Origin of the sequence: Shewanella sp. 5S214, assembly GCF_041439795.1 — a bacterium.
GTDB lineage: Bacteria > Pseudomonadota > Gammaproteobacteria > Enterobacterales > Shewanellaceae > Shewanella > Shewanella vesiculosa.
The window spans coordinates 42,377-64,160 of the sequence record NZ_JBGOOV010000015.1 but is presented as its reverse complement, the minus strand read 5'-3'; the positions used below and the strand labels follow the sequence as shown (position 1 = coordinate 64,160).

Below are 21,784 nucleotides of genomic sequence, written 5' to 3'. Positions count from 1 at the left end.
CTTAATATTGTGTGCCAATTATCTATCGGCTTTACGTGAATACCAGTTTACTGGGCACTCATACTTTTCGAGTTGGTCTTCAACCCCAAGTGTTAATGCAAAAAGTGCCATACGTATAAGTAAGCCGTTATCGGCTTGTCTAAAAATAGCCAAACTTGGGTGGCTGTTTAAATCATTGTCGAGTTCATTTGCTTGCGCGCGTGAATCACGAGGCAATGGATGCATAATCACGGTATTTGACTTGCAGTGTTGCGTATAAATATTGTGATTTAAGCGAAACTTACCTCGGTACTTATTGGCTTCTTCCTGTGATGGGAAGCGCTCTTCTTGAATGCGTGTCAGATATAAAATATCTGCATGATGCAAATTGCCTTCAAGTTGCTCGGTTATTGTGATCTTATGGCCAGCATTTTCAATGTCGGCGATCACATAGTCAGGCATTGATAGTTCAGTTGGCGATATCAAGGTGAATTTAATATCTTTATGCATGCACAGTAAGCGTGATAGTGAATGCACAGTACGACCATATTTTAAATCACCTACCATAGCGATATGCATACCGTCTATGCCCATACCTGAGTGGCTTAACTCTTTCTTGATGGTAAATAAATCGAGTAAGGCTTGAGTAGGGTGTTCATTCGGTCCGTCGCCACCGTTAATTACAGGTACGCGACTGCCTTCGGCAAATTCTTTAACTGAGTATGCGTCTGGATGACGCATGGCAATCACATCCGAATAAGTAGAGAGTACTCTAGCCGTATCGTAAAGTGATTCGCCTTTGGATAATGACGATGATGCCATTCCTGTGGTTTCTCGAACATGTCCGCCAAGTAAATTGAAGGCACAGCCAAAGCTGACACGAGTTCGGGTGCTGGGTTCAAAAAACAGATTGCCTAAAATGGCACCTTCTAATACTTTGGTGCGTTTTTCACGCAAAGCATAAGGTGTCATTTTATTCGCGACGTTGAAAATAGTGTTAATTGAATCCAGATCTAACTGGCTTACTGAAAGGATATGTGAACCTTCGAACTGCGTCATCAGCCTAATTTCCAAAGTTTAGGGGCAAAATATTCACCAGAACAGCATGCTATTTTACCGTATTATTATATAGGGTGTTATAGAGATTATGTCTAGGGTGGCTGAGGCAAAATTGTAGCAGAAAATAACCGCCAGATAAATATAATAACCGTGCTTAACACAGAGATTCACTTGCTGTTATCAAGAACATTGACATGATTTTGGCCGTTAACTTAATCGGGTTTGAAAGACTCATTTTATTTGCTCGTGCCGCAGCGAATTAGCCTTAGAACCACTGAGATAACATCTGAAGCTGCAATTTGCTCAAGCGCCTCATATGGAGCGACAAGTGAGGATTAAGCAGCACTTTGTCACACTATTGAGGACTAATGAGCTCAAAGAGGTTGGATTAAATTTGCCCTGAGCGAATTTCTTGCAATAAATTCGCCCAACTGATCACCCCAACAACTTTTTGCGTGTTATCACGATAGATATACACTTCGCCAGATCGTTTTGGTAGCAGTGCTTCATAAGCCTCATTTAAGGTGGCGCTGTCAGGTAATCCGGGCATGAGATGACGCGATAGGGTGGTTGAATCTTCAAAGGATTGCATTTCAAGTCGCAACATTTCAATTTCGCCTTCAGCATTTCTAACTAATACTGGGCGGCCAGCAGCGCGTTTAAGTACTTCAAGCAGTAGTTCGTCATCATCGTTAACAATCACGAAGCGTTTATCCATCAGTACCCTAACACCTTTCTTTTGTAACCCTTGATTCAGTGGGGCAACCTTATAGCCTAAGCCCATAATATCCAGTTGTTTAAGTAGGATAGAATGAGTATTAAATCCCTGGTATGCCACTAAAAATGCTGGAATGGTGACAAACATCGCCGGTAAGATAATCGACGCATCGTTGGTTAATTCAAGTAGCGCAACTAATGCAGCTAGAGGGGCACTCAGACAAACCCCCATCATTGCTGTCATGCCAATGACAGTATATAAACCCACATAAGGTGCAATGGATGGAAACAGTAAACTGCTGACTAAGGCTAAGATAGCCCCAACTAATGCGCCAATACCATAGAGTGGACCAATTAATCCGCCGGGGACACCAAAGCCAATAGCAGCGATGGTGGCCAAGATTTTTGCCAACAACAGTGCAATTAAAAACAGTAAACTAGGATGCTCACTAATGGCTTCTTTAATTGCCAGATCACCAGAACCTAAAGCTTGTGGCAGCAACAGCGCCACAAACGAAGTAATCACACCCGCAATAAGCAGCCGATAAATTAACGGCCATTGCTGACCTGTCGCGGTTACTTTTAGCAGTGAATAGTTAAACAACGCAGCGACACAGCCTAAAGCAAGGCCGCCAATCAGCAAAATAGGATATTGATCCAATGGAATATGAATGACATTAATCAATTCATATTCATGAATATTACCAAACACCAATTGACTGGATACCGCGCCGCAAATGGCTGAAAGCATGATTGGGAAGAAATAATGGATTTTGTATTCGCGCACAATCACTTCAAATACAAATAATACCGCAGCAAGCGGTGCATTGAAGGTTGCAGCAATGCCGGCAGCAATACCACTGGCACACATAATGCGCACGCTATTGTCTGGTAATGAAAACTTCTCGGCCATAACACTGGCACTTACTGCACCTAAGTGAATTGCAGGGCCTTCTTTACCGACAGAAAAATTAGCCATTAAGGCGATTAATGCTTGAAAAAACTGTCCAGCAGCAGATTGAAGCGGTACCTTACCGTAATGTAATTTGAATCGGTGAAGTACATAGGCAATCCCCATGCGCCGATAGCGTTTTGAGCCCAATAAAGACAGTAGCCAAATGAGTAATGCGCCGATAATCGGTAAGTAAGATCGCCAATTAGTTAAGGTTGAGCTTAAGGTTAAGCTATCTGAATGCAGGTATTGATCTGCCCACACTAAGCTTAAACGGAATAAGATAATCACCACAGAAGCTATGATGGCAAACAGCAGCGCCAGTGCACAAAGTTGCACACTAATTTTAGCCTGAGATAACTTATCTCTAAATTCGTTACGTAGATATTTGCGCGTCGTTCTTTTGGCGTGAATAATAGCGGCTTTATTTATCTTAAATCGCACGGTTTGACTCTAAGGCCTGTTGATATGTTAAGGGTGTTTTGTGCAGCTGTTTATTGATCGTTTGATAACGCGCTAGTGTCATGTTATTACTCTCCATCAATAGGACTAACCGCTTAATACATGCTGGCTGCATATCTGATTTAACACAGTTAATAGGCTAAAAAGGGTTATTGGACTCGCTAAATATTAGCATTATAAGCTTGTGTAATACGGGTATGATTTGCACAAAACGTTAACTAGGGCACAAAAATAAACCCAAGAAAAATATGCTTCGCCAAGCATACTGTATTTTATTAAAAGGTTGTAACTTAATGTTAAATTATCACCGTTGGTTAGATAGACTGCAAGTTTTAGAACGTAAAAATAGGACATCAAGCATATACTTGATTGGTTTAATGTTAGTGTGTTTTTTATTGGGAGCAATAAGTTTTAATTTATGGCTTTCATTTGCACCAGAGGCTACGCCAAATAGTGCCAGTGGCAAGCGTAAATTGTTACAACAACTGGAGGAACAGGCGCAAGTGCTTGCCAGTCGTAATTTAGCATTAAGCATTGCTGAAAATGCCAATAAAGAAATGCAAGATATGTTTAGCCAACAATTATCAGATCAAAAAGCGTTAGAGAAAGAATTAGCGTTTTATCGCAGTATAATGGTGACTGATTCTGGTGTTGAAGGTGTGTCTATTCATGGGGTGGAATTAGCCCAGGGTGTGACGACTGGTCAATATCAATTGCGATTAATTCTCACTCAGTTGCAAAAACACCAAGTTAAAGTGAAGACGAGTTCGACGGTATTGTTGCTGGGTACACAAAATGATCAGCCAGCTGAGCTGTCTTTGAGCAAATTAATCAATAAAAAACTAGATTTTGAATTTAATTATTTTCAAATTATAGATAACAATTTTGAACTTCCAGTGGGATTTAATCTTCAACGAATCATGGTCAAAGTGAAGGTGGCTGCTCGTCGTGGTGTCAAAGGTGGCGAGATTGAGCAAGTCTATAATGTACCAGAGCTGTTGATGGGTGAAAAAGAACTGCGGGTAATACTTGAACAAAATAGTCAGGTAAAGGATAATTCTCTGCAGAAACCGAAGTAAGAGGTAGTAATGACTGAACAAGTTGATACAGCAATGCCGATCCAATTTACCGATGCGGCGGCGATAAAAGTAAAAGGTCTGTTAGAAGAAGAACAGAATCCTGAATTAAAACTGCGTGTGTATGTAACAGGTGGTGGTTGCTCTGGTTTTCAGTATGGCTTTACATTCGATGAGAAAGTCAACGAAGGTGATTTCACCATTGAGAAACAAGGTGTGCAATTGGTTGTTGATCCAATGAGTCTTCAGTACCTTGTTGGTGGTGAAGTCGATTATACATCGGGTCTTGAAGGTTCACGTTTTTTTGTTAAAAATCCTAATGCGACCACAACATGTGGCTGCGGAGCGAGTTTCTCGGTGTAATGCGCGTTATTACAGTGATTAACCTGTCTGGGGACATGTAATCGAATAGCTAACAAAAAGCCGTCTTTCGACGGCTTTTTTGATGTCTATATTGTACCGATACACCCACAACTAACTGCTCATAATATTAAAATTCATCCGCGGTTTAAACCACGCCTTCACTTTTGCATTAAAGCTAATCCACACTTGAATGATCCCCAGCGCAATAAGCACAGAGTAGATAACCCAATCAGCAACAACGGTTTGAAACAAACCAAAATCAAACGTGGTTGGACCGGCAACTAAATTGTCGGGGTCATACATAATGATTGGCAGTACGCTATATAACAAAAGTTGCAGTACGCAATACACCCGCAGAAGATATAAGCCTGCTTTTTGGCGGCCGATTATTGCGAGCACTATCATTAAGGTTAATATGCATAGCATTGCACTTAACTCAGACAAGGAGTTGGCAGCATATAGCCCGCTGATGGCCGACAAGGTATAAACGATCATCAAGCCAATTAGCCGTTTTGGTAAATGTGGCTTTGCAACGCTGTGAGCCTGGTCTGCGTGGTTGGTTTCAGAGTTGGTATCGGTCATTACAATTAATGCTTTTGTTGTTTCTTTGGCAAAATTCGCTCATTCATTTCAAAAGGAGGAACCACAACACCTAAGTCTTCTTGAACGGGGAAAACTGCGATAAATAAGTCATCATCTTCCATACCGCTTACCCAACGTTCTTGAAACTCGTCAAGTGGAATCGCTAATGGCTCGCAGTCTTTCCATTCATCAACAGCCCATAGTGCGGCAGTCTCTTCAGATGGCCACATTGGAATACAGTCTTCATCTTCAGTGGTCAGCATGACACAACCATCTTGATCTTGAAGTGTCCAAATAATTTTTTCAGCTTTAATCTGATCAACCATATAATCATAACGACCTTCTGGAGTTAGATTCATTAGTTCAGATACAGTTTTGGTTTTATTGCTCATATTGACTCTCATCTTAAGTTTTGGCTTTGCTCAATTTTAAACAATTAAGCAAATTTGTGGGCATCATAACATTGAGGCCACAATTGCAAAAGTAAACCACGCATTTTGGTGTGTTTATCTCGCCTTGAAACGCCCACCTAGCACAGCAGCGCGTGACGCGCCCGTAACAGCGGGTAAGTTAGCGGGTAAATCATGGTGATAACGCATGGCTAACCAGGCAAAGGCAATGCCTTCAACCCATTTTGCATTCACACCTAACGCGCTGGTGGTAGCGACTTTATAATGGGGAACCAAGATGGCGAGTCGTTGCATTAAGGCTTTATTTAATGCTCCGCCACCACAGACAAATAATTCACCTGTCGGTGCCAGTTTATTTATGTCGTTGGCAATACTGTGGCAGGTAAGATCAAGTAGGGTAGATTGAATATCTTCTTGATCTAAATGACTATAGTCAGCGATTTGTTGCTCAAGCCAAGCTTGATTAAACAGCTCTCTACCAGTACTTTTTGGGTAAGCTAACGAAAAGTAAGAGTGCGATAATAGCTGTTTGAGTAAGACAGGATTACTGGTTCCGGAGTCTGCCCAAGCACCATCCTCATCAAAAGGAAGGTTCAAGTTTTGTTGAATAAAGGCATCGATTAGGTTGTTACCCGGACCGGTATCGAAGCCTAATACTTGCTCACTATTACCAGGTAAATAGGTTACGTTGGCAATTCCACCTATGTTTAAAATCACTCTAGAGTGACCTTGGCGAGCAAACACTTGCTGGTGAAATGCTGGAACTAACGGTGCCCCTTGGCCGCCAAGGGCAATATCTTTACGTCTAAAGTCAGCAATGACATCGATATTAGTTTCAATAGCAATGGTATTAGGATCGCCAATTTGCAATGTAAAACCCATTTCTAAATTAGGCATATGACGCACAGTTTGTCCGTGTGACCCTATGGCTATAACCTCATCGGCAGTGACAGTTGTTTTAGCCAATAAGTGATTAACCGCTTGTGCAAACAGTTTACCAACGCTGCGATCGAGTCGACCGAGGCGGTTTATTTCATCTGTTGCAGGCTGGCATAAACGTTGTAAACCACTTAATAAATGTGCTGGTATTGCTTCGGTATGGCTGGCAACTAAAATAGGATGATCAGTTGAAAAATCAACCAACACCGCATCAACACCATCCATGCTTGTGCCTGACATTAGACCGATAAAGTATTCTGGCTTAGACATGAGGTAACTCTCTGTGAATGGCAATATTAGGCTATTAATTACTTGCCAATTGCTGTTGTTGATTTGATTTTAGCTGAGCCATCAATTGTTTACTGAGTGCCGTAAATTTATTTTTCTCTTTACGATCAATCGGCATAGATTTAGGTAAGTCGATGGTTCGTGGATTGCGATGAACGCCATTTACAATGAATTCATAATGTAAGTGAGCGCCAGTGACTCGGCCTGTTTTACCTAAGGTACCGATTATTTGGCCTTGTTTAACCGTTTCACCACGGTTTACTTTGCGCTTAGTTAAATGCAAATACTTAGTGGTGTAGGTTTCGTTGTGCTTAATGAATACATAGTTGCCATTAAACTGGTTATAACCGGCCTCAACCACTTTACCTTTACCCGCGGCTTTAATCGGTGTACCTATGGCGGCCACATAGTCTACGCCGCGGTGGGCTTTAATTTGCCCCGTTACTGGGTGCAAACGACGAGGATTAAAGTTAGAACTGACATATTTAAAGTCTACTGGCGAGCGTAAAAATGCTTTGCGCATACTACTGCCATCTTCTGAATAATATTCTCCGTCGGTATACCGTACGGCGGTGTAACGCTCCCCTTGGTTAAAAAACTCTGCGGCGAGAATATTGCCATTACGTAAAAATTGGCCATCGGCGTATTCTTGTTCAAACAATAATGAAAAATGATCACCTTTACGGATATCAAGCGCGAAATCGACGTCCCAGCCAAAGATATTGGCCAATTCCATAATGTGATTACCCGATAAACCGGCATCCGCCGCAGCATTCCAAAAGTTACTTTTAATATTGGCGGTAATAAATGAGGTACGATTTTCGATTTCTTTGGTGTTGACGGTTTCTTTGTATTGCTCATTGTGATGACTGATCACTAATGTCGATACTTTGTCCATTCGATAGGTTAATTCTTGTAATTCACCTTGGGCATTTTTACTAATGGCAATTTCTTCGCCGGGCATAATCTTGAGCAAATTCTTTTTGGCTAACGGTAATTGGGTAATGTCGTAGACGTCTTTAGCGCTGAGTCCAGCACGGCTAAATAAGCCGCCCAATGTATCGCCTTTAACAACTTCATAGTATTCAACGCTATTATCATCGTTAGCGACCTCTTGCTTTAACTTGGCTTTTTGATTAGCCACTTGCTGGTCGATATCATTGATCATACCGTCAATATCAGAAGTGCTGGTTTGCAACATCGAAAGGTGTTGAGCAAAGGCTTCGTCATCTGCCGTTTCACCGCTGATGGAAGTGTCGCTGTCATCTTTTGATAGGAGTTCATCAGACTTTTCGACATCAATATTATCATTACTATTTGGTGCTGTAGGCGTGCGAAAGGCAAGTGGAATGGCATAACGCTTGTTGATTTCTATGTCGGGTTGCTCAGTTGATTGGCTCATCAATTGGGTTTGTTTAGATGCTTGAGCGTCTTCCGATGGGAACATCAGAATAAATGTCGTTAAAATCACTAATAAAGATAATGTGATTTGATGTGCTTTTGGCAGCAATGTGAATAAAGTAAGAAGCTTTGCCATTGACTCTGTTACCAATTTCTCTATCTCGTTGTTATCTGCTAAGTGTACACTCTTTCATTTGCTGTGGCTAACAAGTAACATAGAGCTCTTTATTTTTTGTGCAAGCCCTGGGAGTTGCAGTAGAGATGGCGAATTTAGATCAAGTATTGGCAGAGATTAAGCGCGGTACCGATGAGATATTACTTGAAGCGGATTTGCTTGAGAAACTGAAAGAAGGGCGCCCATTACGCATCAAGTTAGGCGCAGACCCTACCGCTCCAGATATTCACTTAGGTCATACGGTTATTTTGAACAAAATGCGTACTTTTCAAGAGTTAGGTCACGAAGTGATTTTCTTGATTGGTGACTTTACCGGTATGGTCGGCGACCCTAGCGGTAAAAACAGTACTCGTCCGCCATTGACCCGTGAGCAAGTGCTTGCTAACGCAGAAACCTACAAAGAACAGGTTTATAAAATTTTAGACCCAGCAAAAACGCGTATCGAATTCAACTCTAGCTGGTTAGAGCCATTAGGTGCCGCGGGTATGATCCGCTTAGCTTCACAGCAAACGGTTGCTCGTATGATGGAGCGTGACGATTTTAAAAAGCGCTATGCATCAGGTCAATCTATTGCGATTCATGAATTTATGTATCCTTTATTGCAAGGTTACGATTCAGTTGCATTGCAAGCCGATGTTGAATTAGGTGGAACCGATCAAAAGTTTAACCTGCTTATGGGTCGCGAACTGCAAAAGTCAGAAGGCCAAAAACCACAAACTGTTATCATGATGCCATTGCTTGAAGGTTTAGACGGCGTTAAAAAAATGTCTAAATCGGCCCACAACTACATAGGTGTGAGTGAGCCTGCAAATGAAATGTTTGGTAAAATCATGTCGATTTCAGATGATTTGATGTGGCGTTATCTTGAGTTATTGTCATTCCGTCCATTAACTGAATTAGCCCAGTTTAAACTAGACGTTGAAAATGGCACTAATCCTCGCGATATCAAGATTTTATTAGCCAAAGAAATCATAGCTCGTTTCCATGATGAAGCCCAAGCAGAAGCTGCACATCAAGCGTTTATCGATCGCTTTCAAAAAGGTGCCATTCCAGATGACATCGAAGAAGTCATTTTAGAAGCAGGTGAAGGCTTAGCGATTGCTAACTTACTCAAAGATGCCGGTCTTGTCGGCTCTACATCAGATGGTATGCGGATGATCAAGCAAGGTGCGGTTAAAATGGATGGCGAAAAAGTGGAAGACAGTCGCATCAGTTTTAATGCTGGTCTTGAAGCGGTATTCCAGGTTGGTAAGCGAAAATTTGCTAAAGTTATCTTGAAATAAGTTTTACGAAATCAATAAAAAACGGCTTATTAACTAAGCCGTTTTTTTATGTCTGATACGTAATGAAATCGATATCACTGAAGCCATATAACACAGCCAATTAAAGCGCTCGCGGCGCGCAATTGACTCTGATTTTATTACTGAGCCGCAAGTTGGTCAGTCATGGTTTGATAATCCATTAAATCCATTTGCTCCACTAGGCGCTCAGTATTGCTATCAAATTTAAGGGTTGTGACACCGGGTACGGCAAGGTCGATAATCTTTCCAGGTTTACCATACTGATCGCCTGGACCGCGTAAGCGATAACTACCAATGATTACCACCAATGAGCCAGTATTAAACATGTGTTCTACGTTTAAGCGGTATTCTAATACCCCTTCATGGGCTCGTTGTAAAAACGCAATAATGTGCCGACCACCTTTGTAGGTCGTATTGGCTGTCTTATCGTAAAATACTGTTTCGCGTGAATAAAATCGACGTAAGACGGTATAATCGTGATCAGTGAGTGCTTCCATGTATTGCATCGCAAGTTGTTGTTCTCGCGGCATGTCACCAATATTGGCTTTAGTGGGAAAGCTCAATAGCAAACAGTATAATATGAAGATTATTCGCACATTAAATTCTCTTAGTTTTCAAATCAAAAGCCGGTAAAGATAAGTGCCAGCGAATAGCACTCAGACGGATGATTAGCGTACTGAACATAGCGATCAGTAATGATGTCATGCTATCCATGCCGACAAATATACTTAAGGTATAACAGATGCCTCCAACGATAGAAGCGGTTGCGTAAACTTCTGTTCGCAGCACCATTGGAATTTGTCGACATAATAAATCACGAATAATCCCGCCGCCGACGCCGGTGATTAAGCCCATGACGACCGCGACCATACCAGACAATCCCATTAGTAAGGCCTTTTCTGCGCCAATAACGGTAAATAATGCCAAACCTAATGCATCGGCTATGGGCAATGTGCGTGCAGGTAATTTATGGGGTTTACGCACCAACACTAAGCACGCCACTACGGTCGCAAGAATGACAATAATATAATTTGGATCGCGGATCCAAAATACCGGTGTCGCGCCGATTAAGGCATCACGAATACTGCCGCCGCCAATAGCTGTAACAGACGCTAATACAATAACACCAAAAGGATCCATGCGGTGCTTACCAGCAGCTAACGCTCCCGAAAGGGCAAATACAGCGGTACCGCATAAATCAAAAAAGTAGATCCATTGACTCATTTACTTAGCTCTTTGAGATGAATTGTGAGGGCATCTACTGAAATACGGATTTCTATTACCGATAAAATCAACGAATACAATAACAGCAGTAAACTCAATCCAAACACCAATGAGCCCACTTGATTAAAGCCAACGTAAATCAAAATCATACATAACACACACAAGGCAAAACTGCTGACACCAGCTTCTTGCATTTTGCGAATAATAATAATTCGCTGGCGTAAATTTTTAATTTGATCGCCTTGTACCGGTTTTTTATCGTTACTGAGTTGACGGATCAATGCCGCTAATGAAAAAAATCGATTGGTGTAGGCCAGCAATAACAATGAAATAGCCGGAAACAGCAATGCTGGTGTGGTTAATGATACATGTAAATGGTTGAACAAAATGGCATTCCTAAACTGGTTTTCATGCAGCTAATAATTAGTTATAGAGGATTTATGTTACAAAGATATAAGCCATTTGTCGGCATAATTGACCTATGTTAACAACGAGTGGTGACATCAGGTTGTAACAGGCCTACATCAAACGCACACGAGTCCATAATCGCTAAATGATAGCCTGTTTAAAACAAGATTTATATGGTTTAAATAAATCTTAATCCGGTCCAAATAAGCGGTAGTAGCAAGGTTAGGCTGATCCAAAAAAGATTGGCTGTGTGCGTGACAGTTATGGCTTGGCTAATGTGGCGATGATCCGGCAAGGGCCCTGATTTTACTTTGGGTAAATCTACCCGAATGGTGTTGCCATTTTCAATAAATTGCTGTGGCCCGCCTAATTCTATTTTTAATAATTTAGCCGCTAATGCGTAACTCGTGTAATGGTTATTGAGCTGATCTTTATTCACTGTTGTCGATATTGGTGGTGAAAAAATAGACTTGATACCCAATTGGCCAAATTGAATGGCGATTGAGCAGTGCCAAAGTAACGTCGGGATGAAAAATATGACTCTATTTAACTGACCGACAAAACTTGAAAAAATATAAAAATGTGGATGATAAGGCGGCCAGCAATGTTGTAGTTGTCTTAACATACGCACCACTAAGGTCATCGTAGCGCCGCCTATGCTGAAAAATAGTATGGTTGATAAGGTGCCGTAAATGGGAGTAGTAAACAGTTTCTCTATGGTTGTTTTACTTAACCCCACCTCTGATAAGGCTTGGGTATTTTGTCTCACCCAAGGAGCCAGAAGTTGTTTGGCCTGTTGTTTATTGCCGGTTTTTATGGCATCAACCACTTTTTGTGCCACAGGCTTAAAAGCGGAATCACATAAACAGAAATACAAGATGATCAGTTCAAAAAACCAAGGATAAGCAGCAAGGCTGAGTAAAAAGCTCACGATAATCCCGCTAGGCACAATTAAAATGAGTGTCGCTAAAATCCCTGCAATAAGTTGCTGGCTCACCGCTCGCTCTGGATGATTTACTTTGATGGCTATCAAGGTGGCTAAGCGGTTGAACCATAATAATGGCTGTAGATCTCTAGGAATGGGCGCAAATCGAGCCAAAATTAAGGCACAAAATAAAATACAACAGCTTTGCAGTAACCCGCCATCTTGGCTAAGTAATTGAGGATTAAATAATTGATTGACCATAGACACTCAATAGTTAGGCTGTTGTTAACCTTAAGGTTGCTCAGTACAGAGACCATGAGGTCATTGTCTCTGTACTGATTCTAGAAGGTTTATAGCTGTTGTAACAGTGCGATCACCATCATGGCAGAATGCAGGCCTGCTTTAATAATATAAGAGTCAAAATCAACCGGTGAGTCATTGTTGGCATTATCTGATAGAGAGCGGATAACCACAAAAGGTACTGTAAACTGGTGACAAACTTGGGCTATAGCTGCCCCTTCCATTTCACAGGCTGCCATAGTCGGAAAGTTTTCACGCATCACTTTTGTCCGTACCGGGTCGCAAATAAAGCTGTCGCCAGTACAAATTAATCCTTCTATTGCGTTTACTTCACCTAATGATGCTACAGCTTGTTTGGCCGCATTCACTAGGTTGATATCAGGCATAAATGCTGCTGGTTGCTGGGCCATTTGGCCAATTTCGTAACCAAATGCAGTGACATCTACGTCGTGGTGACGTACTTCTGATGAAATCACAATATCGCCGATAGCGAGAGAATCCACAAAACCGCCTGCAGATCCTGTGTTAATCACATGGGTTACGGCAAATTTTTCGATTAATAATGTGGTCGCGATACTGGCTGCCACTTTACCGATCCCCGAGCGAGTGACGACGACATCTTTGCCCGCAATGCTACCGCTAATAAATTCGATTCCGGCAATAGTGCTATGCACAGGCTCAATGATGGCTTGAATTAAATGAACAACTTCTGGCTCCATTGCGCCAATAATACCGATTTTCATGAGTGAACCTTAACTGAATAAGCAAATTTGAATGGCTGCTAATATATCACGAGCACGATAAATGTGTGTAAGCTGACAGTGATTTTATTGATCAATGGGTTGGTTATTTGCACCAGGGCCTCGAGTTAAAACTATTTTATTATGAGTGATTTAATTCATGGTTATTGGAGGTAACAGCTTTTTTACACCTAATTAATTACGCCACAATAACGACAATTTAACACAGCCTGTCTTAGGATTGCCGATTAAAGCGTCATAGCTATTATTTAGAGGCAAAATCCTGCAACACGATATGACTTACTATGCAAACCGCGCCAAGGCGTTAAAGCCTTTAATGCCAGTAAAAAATCCCAGCAGATAAGATTGAAAAGATTAAAGCGTTACTTGGATTCTCAGCTTCGAGCGTTAATGCTAAACCCAGCAAGACACGTTATCCCATGCTGTTATGTTGACTGGAATCTAGTTTCGAGCAACAAGCGACTCACACCAAACCTCCTTTATAGATTGGTATAAATGTTTACGCTTTTATTAAACTGTCCTGATGCTCAAACTTCAGTCCTTTCTTACTGACATGGGCAAAAAATTGTTCAGGCGTCATGGGTTTTGAAAAATAAAACCCTTGAAATTCTTTGCAGCCCATATCCGCCATAATGCTTACCTGTTCCGCAGTTTCTACACCTTCAGACACACACTTGATATCGAGTTCTTCACACATATTATGGATCGCTTTTACCAAGCTTTGTTGACGAGCTGAAGAGGTAACTTGGCTGATTAATGAACGATCTAATTTGAGTTTATTAATTGGGTAGTCAGCCAAACGAGTAATATTAGAATAACCGACGCCAAAATCATCTACCGAAATGGTGAAACCCCACGCTTGTAGAGTTTTCATTAACATTAACGAGTGGGCTTGATTCGCTTCTAGTGAGGTTTCGGTTAACTCGAGTTCTATTTGTTTTGGGCTGACAGTAAAGTCAGCTAAATACTTAACTAACTTGGACATAAAGTCGGTTTGAGTGAAATCAATTAGTGAGATATTAATCGCCACAGGTACACAGTTAAGCCCTTGTTGAGTCCATTGATTGATTTGCGAGCAGACTTTTTGTATCACCAAATCCGTTAAACGGCTGATCATTCGGTATTCTTCTGCGATAGGGATAAATACCGCTGGTGATACTGTACCTAAAATGGGACTGTGCCATCGAGCCAACGCTTCAAGGCCGATACATTGTCCTGATGCCGTTACTTTAGGTTGATAATAAACGGTTAGCTCACCTTGCTGTAGTGCTTCATCGAGCAACATCGATATTTCATATTTCTCTAAAAAGCTTTGTGAATTGGTTTGGTCATATAAGCTAAATACATCGTTGGTATTGGCTAATTTAAGCGCCTCGATAGCATGAGCGACAACTTTACAGCTTGCATCCCCGTGTTCAGGGCAATGGGCAATACCAAATAGAAATGATTGCGAAGACTTAATTCCTAGTAAGTTGTAATCTTCATCTAAAGTATGTTTGATTTTAGGTAAGGCGCTATACAGATCGGTTTCGTTAAGGCTACCAAGAATAAAGGCAATTTTCCCAGGTCCAATATGAGCACATAATAAAGGTCCTTCAATATTGTTACGCAGGCGTTTAAAGGCTGTTTTAGTAATGGCTTGAGAATTATGGTTACCAAATTTTATATTTAAATAGTCGTTATTGGCACTTTGAGCCACAACCACATAAAAGCCTTTTCGATATTTTGCAATTAGGCGGTCACATTGCAGTTCAAACCAATCTCGATTCGGTAACTGTGTTTGTGTATCGCGATAACGTAGACGTCTGTTCTCTTGTTCCATGGCGGCCAAATTACCTTTAATGCTCTGTTCTGCACTGCAATCATGAAATTCATAAACACAAAAATTAGCATCGGTCAGTTGCTGATGGACAACACGCTGATAGGTATTGTTGAAGTGCAATATTTGCTCTTGTTTGCCTGCGTTACAGGTTTTGATGTTTGGCATGACAGATGAAAGCAATAACGTTTCGCTTTTTAATGGTTTAGGTAATTTTAGTAAATCAATCGCTTGTTGGTTCGCATCAGTAATCTTTCCCAGATCATCGACAATAATTTTGGGGATAGTCGATTCTGCAAAAAAAGTGCGGTATAGCTCATTTTTGCTTTTCAAATAAGCGTTTGAGCTTAGCGTTGCTTTATTGAGACGTTTAGCCGCGACAATGGTTCTTGCAACAGCTAAAGGCACGCAGATATTAAAAAATAGAAAAACCACTCCAGTAATATACCAACTCGCATCAGGGAGTTGCTTATCTATGTCGGTGTATTGAGACAGGTCGATATCATGCAATATCATATAAAATGGCACGATATTTAATAAGGCGAAACAGATTGCTACTCGGTGCCCTAACAACATTAGCGCAATAGAAGGGCATACAAACATCAGCATACTACCTATTTTGGCTAGTCCTAAGTCTGGAAGCGACAAGTTGATTGCTAAACTCGCCAATACCAATGCAGCGAGGAGGATATGAGCACATAAATGATAGAATCGCTTACTGGCCAGTAACAATAAAAATAACACCGAAGTGAAACCAATAGTAAGCGCGATTATCCATAAGTAATTTAATTGTAAGGCAGAATTGAATGTGTCAAACGCAATAGCTAAGCACAGCAACATTCCCGAAGAGAGGATTATTCGTAGTGCACTTATTCGCCAGTTGGGTATCGATTCATGTGCGTTTTTATCATCGTTTAGCAGGAAAAATTGGTTAATGAAATTCATGAAAACACATATTTTGATTGCCAGAAATTAATTAAATAGCATTTACTTTTATAAATCAATGGACTGTATGATTATTCGTGACAGTAAAATGTAAATATCTATTATATGTAATGCTATTTCTTTGAGGGGACAGTTTTGTGGTTAAAAATTGTTCATCGATTTAATGCGCAGAATATTTTTGCTCGAAGGTCTACCTGTATGAACAATAAAATGACAGTGAAGATTTATAGTATTGATGCTGAGTCGGTGCGGTATAACCGTTATTACCCATATTTAGCAGCAATCTTTCGTTTGCAAGGGGCTGCAACATTGTGTCAATTAAATAGCCATATGTTGCGACCTAGATGTGTATTTAGCCTAAAGGATAGGAGCAGTTATTTAATGGCGCTAGTTATGCGAATGTTCTCGCTTTAGTTTTACGCATCACTTCTTTTTCTGGGTAAACGGCATCCATAACAAGCCTGTTAACCATGCATTTTGTTTCGCGTTTGGGTATTCGATTAATCCTATGTCGATATCCTCGTCTGCTTTACTGGCCTTAGCAGAATAACTACCAAATAACCGATCCCACCACACAATACTAAAACCAAAGTTAGTGTTACTTTCGGCCATCACTTGGCTGTGATGTATGCGGTGCAGTATTTGGGTTACCACCACATATCGGGCAATATGTTCGATTTTTTTAGGTAAGCGAATGTTAGCGTGGTTAAAAATGGCAAATCCATTAAGCAAGATCTCAAACAGTATCACCGCCTCAGCAGGTATACCTAATATGATAATCGCTAGCGCTTTAATCCCAAGACTGGCGATGATTTCTAAGGGGTGAAAGCGCAAAGCCGTACTGCTGTCGACATGGCGATCCGCGTGGTGCACTTTATGTAAACGCCACAATAACGGTATGCGATGAAATAGCCTATGTTGCCAGTAAATAAGCATGTCCAGTAACAACAGACTGCTTATAATATTGACCCAATGGGGCAGATTAACCCAGTGCAATATGCCCCATTGTTGTTGTGTTGTGTACAAGGCAAACCCAGCTAAACCCAGTGGTAATAGTAATCTTGCTACCACAGAAGCAATTATTAATAAGCCAAAATTGCCAAACCAACGAGTGACTATAGAGGCTGTTTGTGGTGTTTTGGTTAGTTTCCTTGCGGGGAATAGGCATTCTAGACTCATCATCAATGCCAGAATCGTTAAAAACACACCTAAGCGTATCGCTACCATCTCATCTATCATGTTGTTGGCTCCTTAACGGCTGATTTCTTGGTCTTTGCTCCTTTGACAAGCTGATTTTTAAGTGTGTAGTAGCCGCCATGAATGCGCGTAAAAATGGTAATGGCCCCTAAAAAGGCAAAACTATAGGCAAGTTGTGGAAAATAAGTCGGCCATAAACAAAATGCCACAAAGAAGGCGATGGTTTCGGTGCCTTCGGTTAAGCCACTTAAAAAATAAAAGCTCTTATTGGCAAATTGTGGTCGAGGCAAATTCAGCTTTTCAGCCGGTATAGCAAAGGCTAAAAAGCTTGAGCCTGTGCCGATGAATACGCTTAACAACACAGCTGCGGCTAAGGCGTTTTCATTAGGGTTGGCCAAGGCGAACCCTAGCGGAATGGCGGCATAAAATATAAAATCGAGGCAAATATCCAAATAACCACCCGCGGCACTGCTGTGTTTTTGGTGGCGAGCAAGCGCGCCATCAAGGCCATCGATAATTCGATTAAGTGCGATAAAAAACAAGGCGCCGTACCAAAATTGTAATGCCAACAAGGGAACAGCCAACATGCCTAAACCGAAACCCACTAAGGTGAGCTGATCAGGGTGGACATTTTTTTTATCGAGTAACAGCACCGCAGGCGCTAACAGTGGCTTTATTACTGGGGTGATAAATCTATCTAGCATGATGTCATTCCAATTAATCTATTGATTATCGTTCAATTCTTTAACGTCGCGATTTTGTTACGTCACGGCTTATCTATATCTATAACTGTTCTACCCATATCAGTACTGCTGATTACAGTATCATTTCTCAAAGTGAAATGACTTCGCCTTGGGCTGCGTCGGCATCATTTTGATCGTGAGTCACCATAATCGCGGGTAGCTGGTGCTGGCGTATTTGATCAAAAACGAGTTGCCTGATTTCTTGGCGTAATTGACTGTCGAGCTTACTAAAGGGTTCGTCTAATAAAATGGCTTTAGGTTGGCTAAGCAATACCCGCAGCAATGCTACTCTAGCTTGCTGGCCGCCAGATAAACTTTGTGGATTACGCTGCTCTAATCCGCCCAGACCGACTTGGGTTAATGCCTCACTAATTGCGGTTTGTCGTTGTGCTTTAGGGCTCGGCGGCATGGCAAAGCCGATGTTTCCTGCCACAGATAAATGCGGAAACAATAACGGGTCTTGATAGAGCAAACCAATATGGCGTAAATGACTGGCTGTCGTAGTGATATTTTGGCCGTTTAAATGCAATTGTCCTTCAGCACTAAAACCCGCTGGTAACATGCCAGTTAACCAGTTTAATAACGTCGATTTTCCGCTACCAGATGGTCCCATAATCGTCAGTATTTCACCGCCACGAATGGTTGCACTTAATGATAATAAGCCTTGTTGCTGACGACGCAAGATCAGCCCATCAATGGTGAGAACTGATGCTGTAGTTGTACTTGAGCTTTTGGCTGTACTGGCGAATGTTTGCATTATTATCCTTGTTGGTGGCGCTTGCTTAACATTTTGGTAATCATTTTTGGCAATAACCAAGCTAATAAAAAACCTAAAGCGGGGAGGATCATTTGCATTAACGCATATACGGCACTGATCCTGCGGCTTCCACCATTGGCGAGTGCAACTGCTTCAGTGGTAATGGTGTTAATTCGCCCGCCACCAGTAAGCAAAGTGGGTAAGTATTGACTAAAGCTAATGGCTAAACCAAGCGCGCAAGCAATGAATATTGGCCCAATTAACATGGGCAGTTTAATCCTAAAAAAGATTTTCGCTTTGGTCGCACCAAGACTGGCGGCAACAATACTAAAGCGTGGGTCTAAACGTCGATAGCTGCTAGCCAGTGATAAAAACACATAAGGTAATACAAACAACAAATGGGCCAGTACCACATTGATAAAGGTATGTTGGCTGTTGACTTGCTCAAGTAACCACACCAGACCAAATAAAAACGCGATGCTTGGAATAAGCAAAGGCAGATAAATTAATACACTCCCCAGTAGCGATAGCGATTTTCCGCTGTGCTGCTCCGCTTCTAAGGTGAGTAAGGTTAAGCTTATGGCTAGGGCAGTGGCGCAAAGGGCAATCAGTACCGTGTCGATAAGCGGCGTGTGCATTTGTTGTAATGCTGTTTGCCAATGTAGCATGACAACTTGTTGCGGCAAGGCATCAGGGAAATGCCAGAAACCAGCAAAAGACCATAGTAGCATTCCCACTAATGCCAAACCTATGATGGCCATCATTAAGGCGGTGATCACATGGGTTATCTTTTGGATGATGGCGCCGCCGTAATCGCGCTGGCCATTGGTTAACATCGAGTTAGCGAATTGACACACTAAGCCTTCTAGGAGCCACCAGCAGGCTAATACGAATAAGGTGAGTTGAATTTGTAATATTGCCCCTGCTGATGCTTTAATCCGTAGGCTTAAATCCACATCATGAAACCACTGCATAATCGCTACAGCCAATGTCGATGGGTTGTTAGGGCCTAAAATTAAGGGGATTTCGACGCTAGCACTGGCGTAGGCCATTACTGCCAATATAGGTAAGCGTAAGTGAGGATAGAGGCTTGGCAACACCACTTTAAAAAATGCGGTTATTGGGCAATAACCTAAGCTCAATGCCACTTTATGTTGTGCCCGCAATGTTTGCCCAAGATCGGGTTGCGCTAACACGCCCAGCGCCATCAGCAATAAAAAAGGCAGCTCTTTTAATGTTAGGCCAAGAATAATACTCAGCCCCATCGCATCGTGTGGGTATAACCAATCGGGTGGCGCATTCCAACCACTTAACCAAGGTGAGACTAGGCGCGATATCATGCCCGACGGGGTGATAAGAAATCCAATAGCAATGGCCGCCGCGGCATGAGGGATAACAAGGATTGGCCCTAAAAGCCGTTGAATATAACCCAGCCAAGGACTGGTAAAGTAACTTGCTAGGATAAGTATCGTGATTAAAAAGGCTAATAAGGTGCTGATAAAGCTGGTGCCGATGCTCAATAACGCCATGTGACCAATACCCGGTGTTTGCCATAATTGGCTAAAACCATTCAAGCTCAATGAGGTTTGATCTAATGCTGGGATCCAACCAAATGCAGGCAACATTACGCCAATTAAGCCACCCATTACCGGAATAACTAACAATGCCATCATGATGTATGGACTGATGCGTACAATAGGATTAAACAACCTGGCTATTGTGCTCATTGCATCACTCCATAGCGTTGTAACCATAGCTTTGCAATCACTTTACTCCAGCTTGGATCTGGCTCGCTTAACGCTGGGCTGATTGCTTGGTTAGCGATAGTTGCACTGGGATGTGACTGAGCTGATGGATTAAACCAGGCTTGTTGCTCGGCAGTCAGCTTAGATGTTGCCAACACGCTGATGTCGCCCCATACACTGGGTTGTTGTTTTTTTGCTTGTGCTCGTGGGCTAAGTAAAAAATTGACGAGCAGTTTAGCGCTATTAGCGTGAGCAGCATTATAGGGAATGGCGATAAAGTGGATATTACTCAAGCTGCCATCTAGCATACGATAGCTGCGGCTACTGTCGGGTAATTCAAAACGCGCCACTGCCGCCGGAATTTCGGCGGCAGAAAAAGTAAATGCTAGGGCAAGTTCGCCATCGCCGATTAAACGACGTAATTCCATGCCGCTGGACATAAAGTGGCGGCCTTTGCGCCATAAATACGGGTGTAACTCATCTAAATATTGCCACAAGACCGGCAATAACAGAGCTTGGCTTTGTGCCGTGGCAGGTTGATAAAGTCGATTTTTGATTGCCTCAGGTTGAGCGTTATTCAGTACAATCAGGGCATACTTTAAAAAGCTGGTGGCCAAAAAGTCTGGTGGCTTAGGGTAGGTGAACCTGCCTGGATGTTGTTTGACCCATTCGCTTAATTGTTGCAAGGTTTGCGGTGGTGATTGTGTCGCTAGGCTGTCGTAATAAAAAGTCAGCGCAGCTTTACCCCATGGCGCTTCCATGCCTTGTGTTGGTACGCCAAAGTCGCGAGTCATTGCTGGGTTGTTGTCTGGGTCAGTTAAGCTAAAGTTGGGTAATTGTGCGACCCAGTTTGGCGCAAGGAGTTGATGCTTGGCCATGGCGGCAAAGTTTTCACCGTTAATCCACACTAAATCGACTTGGCCTTGAGTGTTATTACCTGCTGACTTTTCTGCTAATACTCGACTGACCGCTTCGCTGGTGTCGGTGAGTTTTACATGGTGTAAATTGATCTGATACTGCTGCTTAACTTGCTTGGCAACCCACTGAATATAACGATTGATTTGTGGATCGCCGCCCCAAGCATGAAAGTATACGTCTTGGTTTATTCCACGAGCTTCAATATCTGACCATGTTGCTGAACCAGTGGTTTTGGCATCAGCTTCACCAGTCCAAAGACAGGCGCATACACTGATAATTAACGCCGTTGTGGCAATGATATGCACTATAGGTTTAGGTGTTTTGCTGAATAACATCCA

20 protein-coding genes are annotated in these 21,784 nt (G+C 42.0%); 3 read left to right on the top strand and 17 right to left on the bottom strand.

Annotated elements, in window-relative coordinates; all coding sequences use genetic code 11:
• Positions 1-18: 18 nt before the first annotated feature.
• Together ACED29_RS11710 and ACED29_RS11705 are read right to left on the bottom strand one after the other, a co-directional pair.
• Positions 19-1,038, bottom strand: a complete 1,020-nt coding sequence (locus ACED29_RS11710) for an aspartate carbamoyltransferase (RefSeq protein ID WP_182722511.1) — start codon at positions 1,036-1,038, stop codon at positions 19-21.
• Positions 1,039-1,426: 388 nt separating this feature from the next.
• Positions 1,427-3,151, bottom strand: coding sequence for a chloride channel protein (locus ACED29_RS11705; RefSeq protein ID WP_124017066.1), 1,725 nt, complete (start codon positions 3,149-3,151; stop codon positions 1,427-1,429).
• 311 nt (positions 3,152-3,462) lie between these two features.
• Between ACED29_RS11705 and ACED29_RS11700 the strand changes: the two genes are divergently transcribed.
• Positions 3,463-4,248: a DUF6776 family protein gene (locus ACED29_RS11700; RefSeq protein ID WP_371697735.1), complete on the top strand. Its 786-nt coding sequence runs from the start codon at positions 3,463-3,465 to the stop codon at positions 4,246-4,248.
• Between the two features lie 9 nt (positions 4,249-4,257).
• Positions 4,258-4,608, top strand: a complete 351-nt coding sequence (gene erpA / locus ACED29_RS11695; RefSeq protein WP_124017068.1) for an iron-sulfur cluster insertion protein ErpA — start codon at positions 4,258-4,260, stop codon at positions 4,606-4,608.
• Positions 4,609-4,719: 111 nt separating this feature from the next.
• On the opposite strand, the gene ACED29_RS11690 is transcribed toward erpA, so the two are convergent.
• The 4 genes from ACED29_RS11690 to ACED29_RS11675 all read right to left on the bottom strand — a co-directional run bounded on the left by ACED29_RS11690 (position 4,720) and on the right by ACED29_RS11675 (position 8,364).
• Entirely contained in the window at positions 4,720-5,190 is a 471-nt protein-coding gene (locus ACED29_RS11690; protein ID WP_371697734.1) for a hypothetical protein, read from the bottom strand.
• 5 nt (positions 5,191-5,195) lie between these two features.
• The gene (locus tag ACED29_RS11685) at positions 5,196-5,582 is read right to left on the bottom strand and encodes a DUF2750 domain-containing protein (RefSeq protein ID WP_165870124.1); all 387 of its coding nucleotides are present in this window, start codon (positions 5,580-5,582) and stop codon (positions 5,196-5,198) included.
• Between the two features lie 114 nt (positions 5,583-5,696).
• Positions 5,697-6,809, bottom strand: coding sequence for an anhydro-N-acetylmuramic acid kinase (locus ACED29_RS11680; RefSeq protein ID WP_371697733.1), 1,113 nt, complete (start codon positions 6,807-6,809; stop codon positions 5,697-5,699).
• Between the two features lie 34 nt (positions 6,810-6,843).
• Positions 6,844-8,364 (bottom strand): peptidoglycan DD-metalloendopeptidase family protein, encoded by a 1,521-nt coding sequence (locus ACED29_RS11675; RefSeq protein WP_371697732.1) that lies wholly within the window; start codon positions 8,362-8,364, stop codon positions 6,844-6,846.
• A 125-nt stretch (positions 8,365-8,489) separates the two neighbouring features.
• On the opposite strand from ACED29_RS11675, the gene tyrS reads away from it, so the two are divergent.
• Positions 8,490-9,686, top strand: coding sequence for a tyrosine--tRNA ligase (gene tyrS, locus ACED29_RS11670; protein ID WP_124017073.1), 1,197 nt, complete (start codon positions 8,490-8,492; stop codon positions 9,684-9,686).
• A gap of 137 nt (positions 9,687-9,823) precedes the next feature.
• On the opposite strand, the gene ACED29_RS11665 is transcribed toward tyrS, so the two are convergent.
• From ACED29_RS11665 to ACED29_RS11615, 11 genes are all read right to left on the bottom strand, one after another.
• The gene (locus ACED29_RS11665) at positions 9,824-10,234 is read right to left on the bottom strand and encodes a nuclear transport factor 2 family protein (protein ID WP_235781991.1); all 411 of its coding nucleotides are present in this window, start codon (positions 10,232-10,234) and stop codon (positions 9,824-9,826) included.
• A 67-nt stretch (positions 10,235-10,301) separates the two neighbouring features.
• Positions 10,302-10,928, bottom strand: a complete 627-nt coding sequence (locus tag ACED29_RS11660) for a trimeric intracellular cation channel family protein (protein ID WP_124017075.1) — start codon at positions 10,926-10,928, stop codon at positions 10,302-10,304.
• Entirely contained in the window at positions 10,925-11,314 is a 390-nt protein-coding gene (locus ACED29_RS11655; protein ID WP_124017076.1) for a DUF2721 domain-containing protein, read from the bottom strand. The genes ACED29_RS11660 and ACED29_RS11655 overlap by 4 nt, the downstream gene beginning before the upstream one ends.
• Before the next feature lie 200 nt (positions 11,315-11,514).
• Positions 11,515-12,522 (bottom strand): cobalamin biosynthesis protein, encoded by a 1,008-nt coding sequence (locus ACED29_RS11650; protein ID WP_371697731.1) that lies wholly within the window; start codon positions 12,520-12,522, stop codon positions 11,515-11,517.
• Positions 12,523-12,611: 89 nt separating this feature from the next.
• Complete coding sequence (locus tag ACED29_RS11645; RefSeq protein WP_124017078.1) at positions 12,612-13,304, bottom strand: 5'-methylthioadenosine/adenosylhomocysteine nucleosidase; 693 nt, start codon at positions 13,302-13,304, stop codon at positions 12,612-12,614.
• 517 nt (positions 13,305-13,821) lie between these two features.
• On the bottom strand, positions 13,822-16,086 hold the full coding sequence (locus ACED29_RS11640; protein ID WP_371697730.1) for a putative bifunctional diguanylate cyclase/phosphodiesterase: 2,265 nt from the start codon (positions 16,084-16,086) through the stop codon (positions 13,822-13,824).
• Between the two features lie 423 nt (positions 16,087-16,509).
• Positions 16,510-17,325, bottom strand: coding sequence for a sterol desaturase family protein (locus tag ACED29_RS11635; protein ID WP_371697729.1), 816 nt, complete (start codon positions 17,323-17,325; stop codon positions 16,510-16,512).
• On the bottom strand, positions 17,322-17,987 hold the full coding sequence (locus ACED29_RS11630) for a CDP-alcohol phosphatidyltransferase family protein (RefSeq protein WP_182698316.1): 666 nt from the start codon (positions 17,985-17,987) through the stop codon (positions 17,322-17,324). The genes ACED29_RS11635 and ACED29_RS11630 overlap by 4 nt, the downstream gene beginning before the upstream one ends.
• Before the next feature lie 127 nt (positions 17,988-18,114).
• Positions 18,115-18,783, bottom strand: a complete 669-nt coding sequence (locus ACED29_RS11625; RefSeq protein ID WP_259395670.1) for an ATP-binding cassette domain-containing protein — start codon at positions 18,781-18,783, stop codon at positions 18,115-18,117.
• A gap of 2 nt (positions 18,784-18,785) precedes the next feature.
• Positions 18,786-20,510, bottom strand: coding sequence for an ABC transporter permease (locus ACED29_RS11620; protein WP_371697728.1), 1,725 nt, complete (start codon positions 20,508-20,510; stop codon positions 18,786-18,788).
• Complete coding sequence (locus ACED29_RS11615) at positions 20,507-21,781, bottom strand: ABC transporter substrate-binding protein (RefSeq protein ID WP_371697746.1); 1,275 nt, start codon at positions 21,779-21,781, stop codon at positions 20,507-20,509. Before ACED29_RS11615 ends, ACED29_RS11620 begins: the two co-directional genes overlap by 4 nt.
• Between the last annotated feature and the right edge of the window lie 3 nt (positions 21,782-21,784).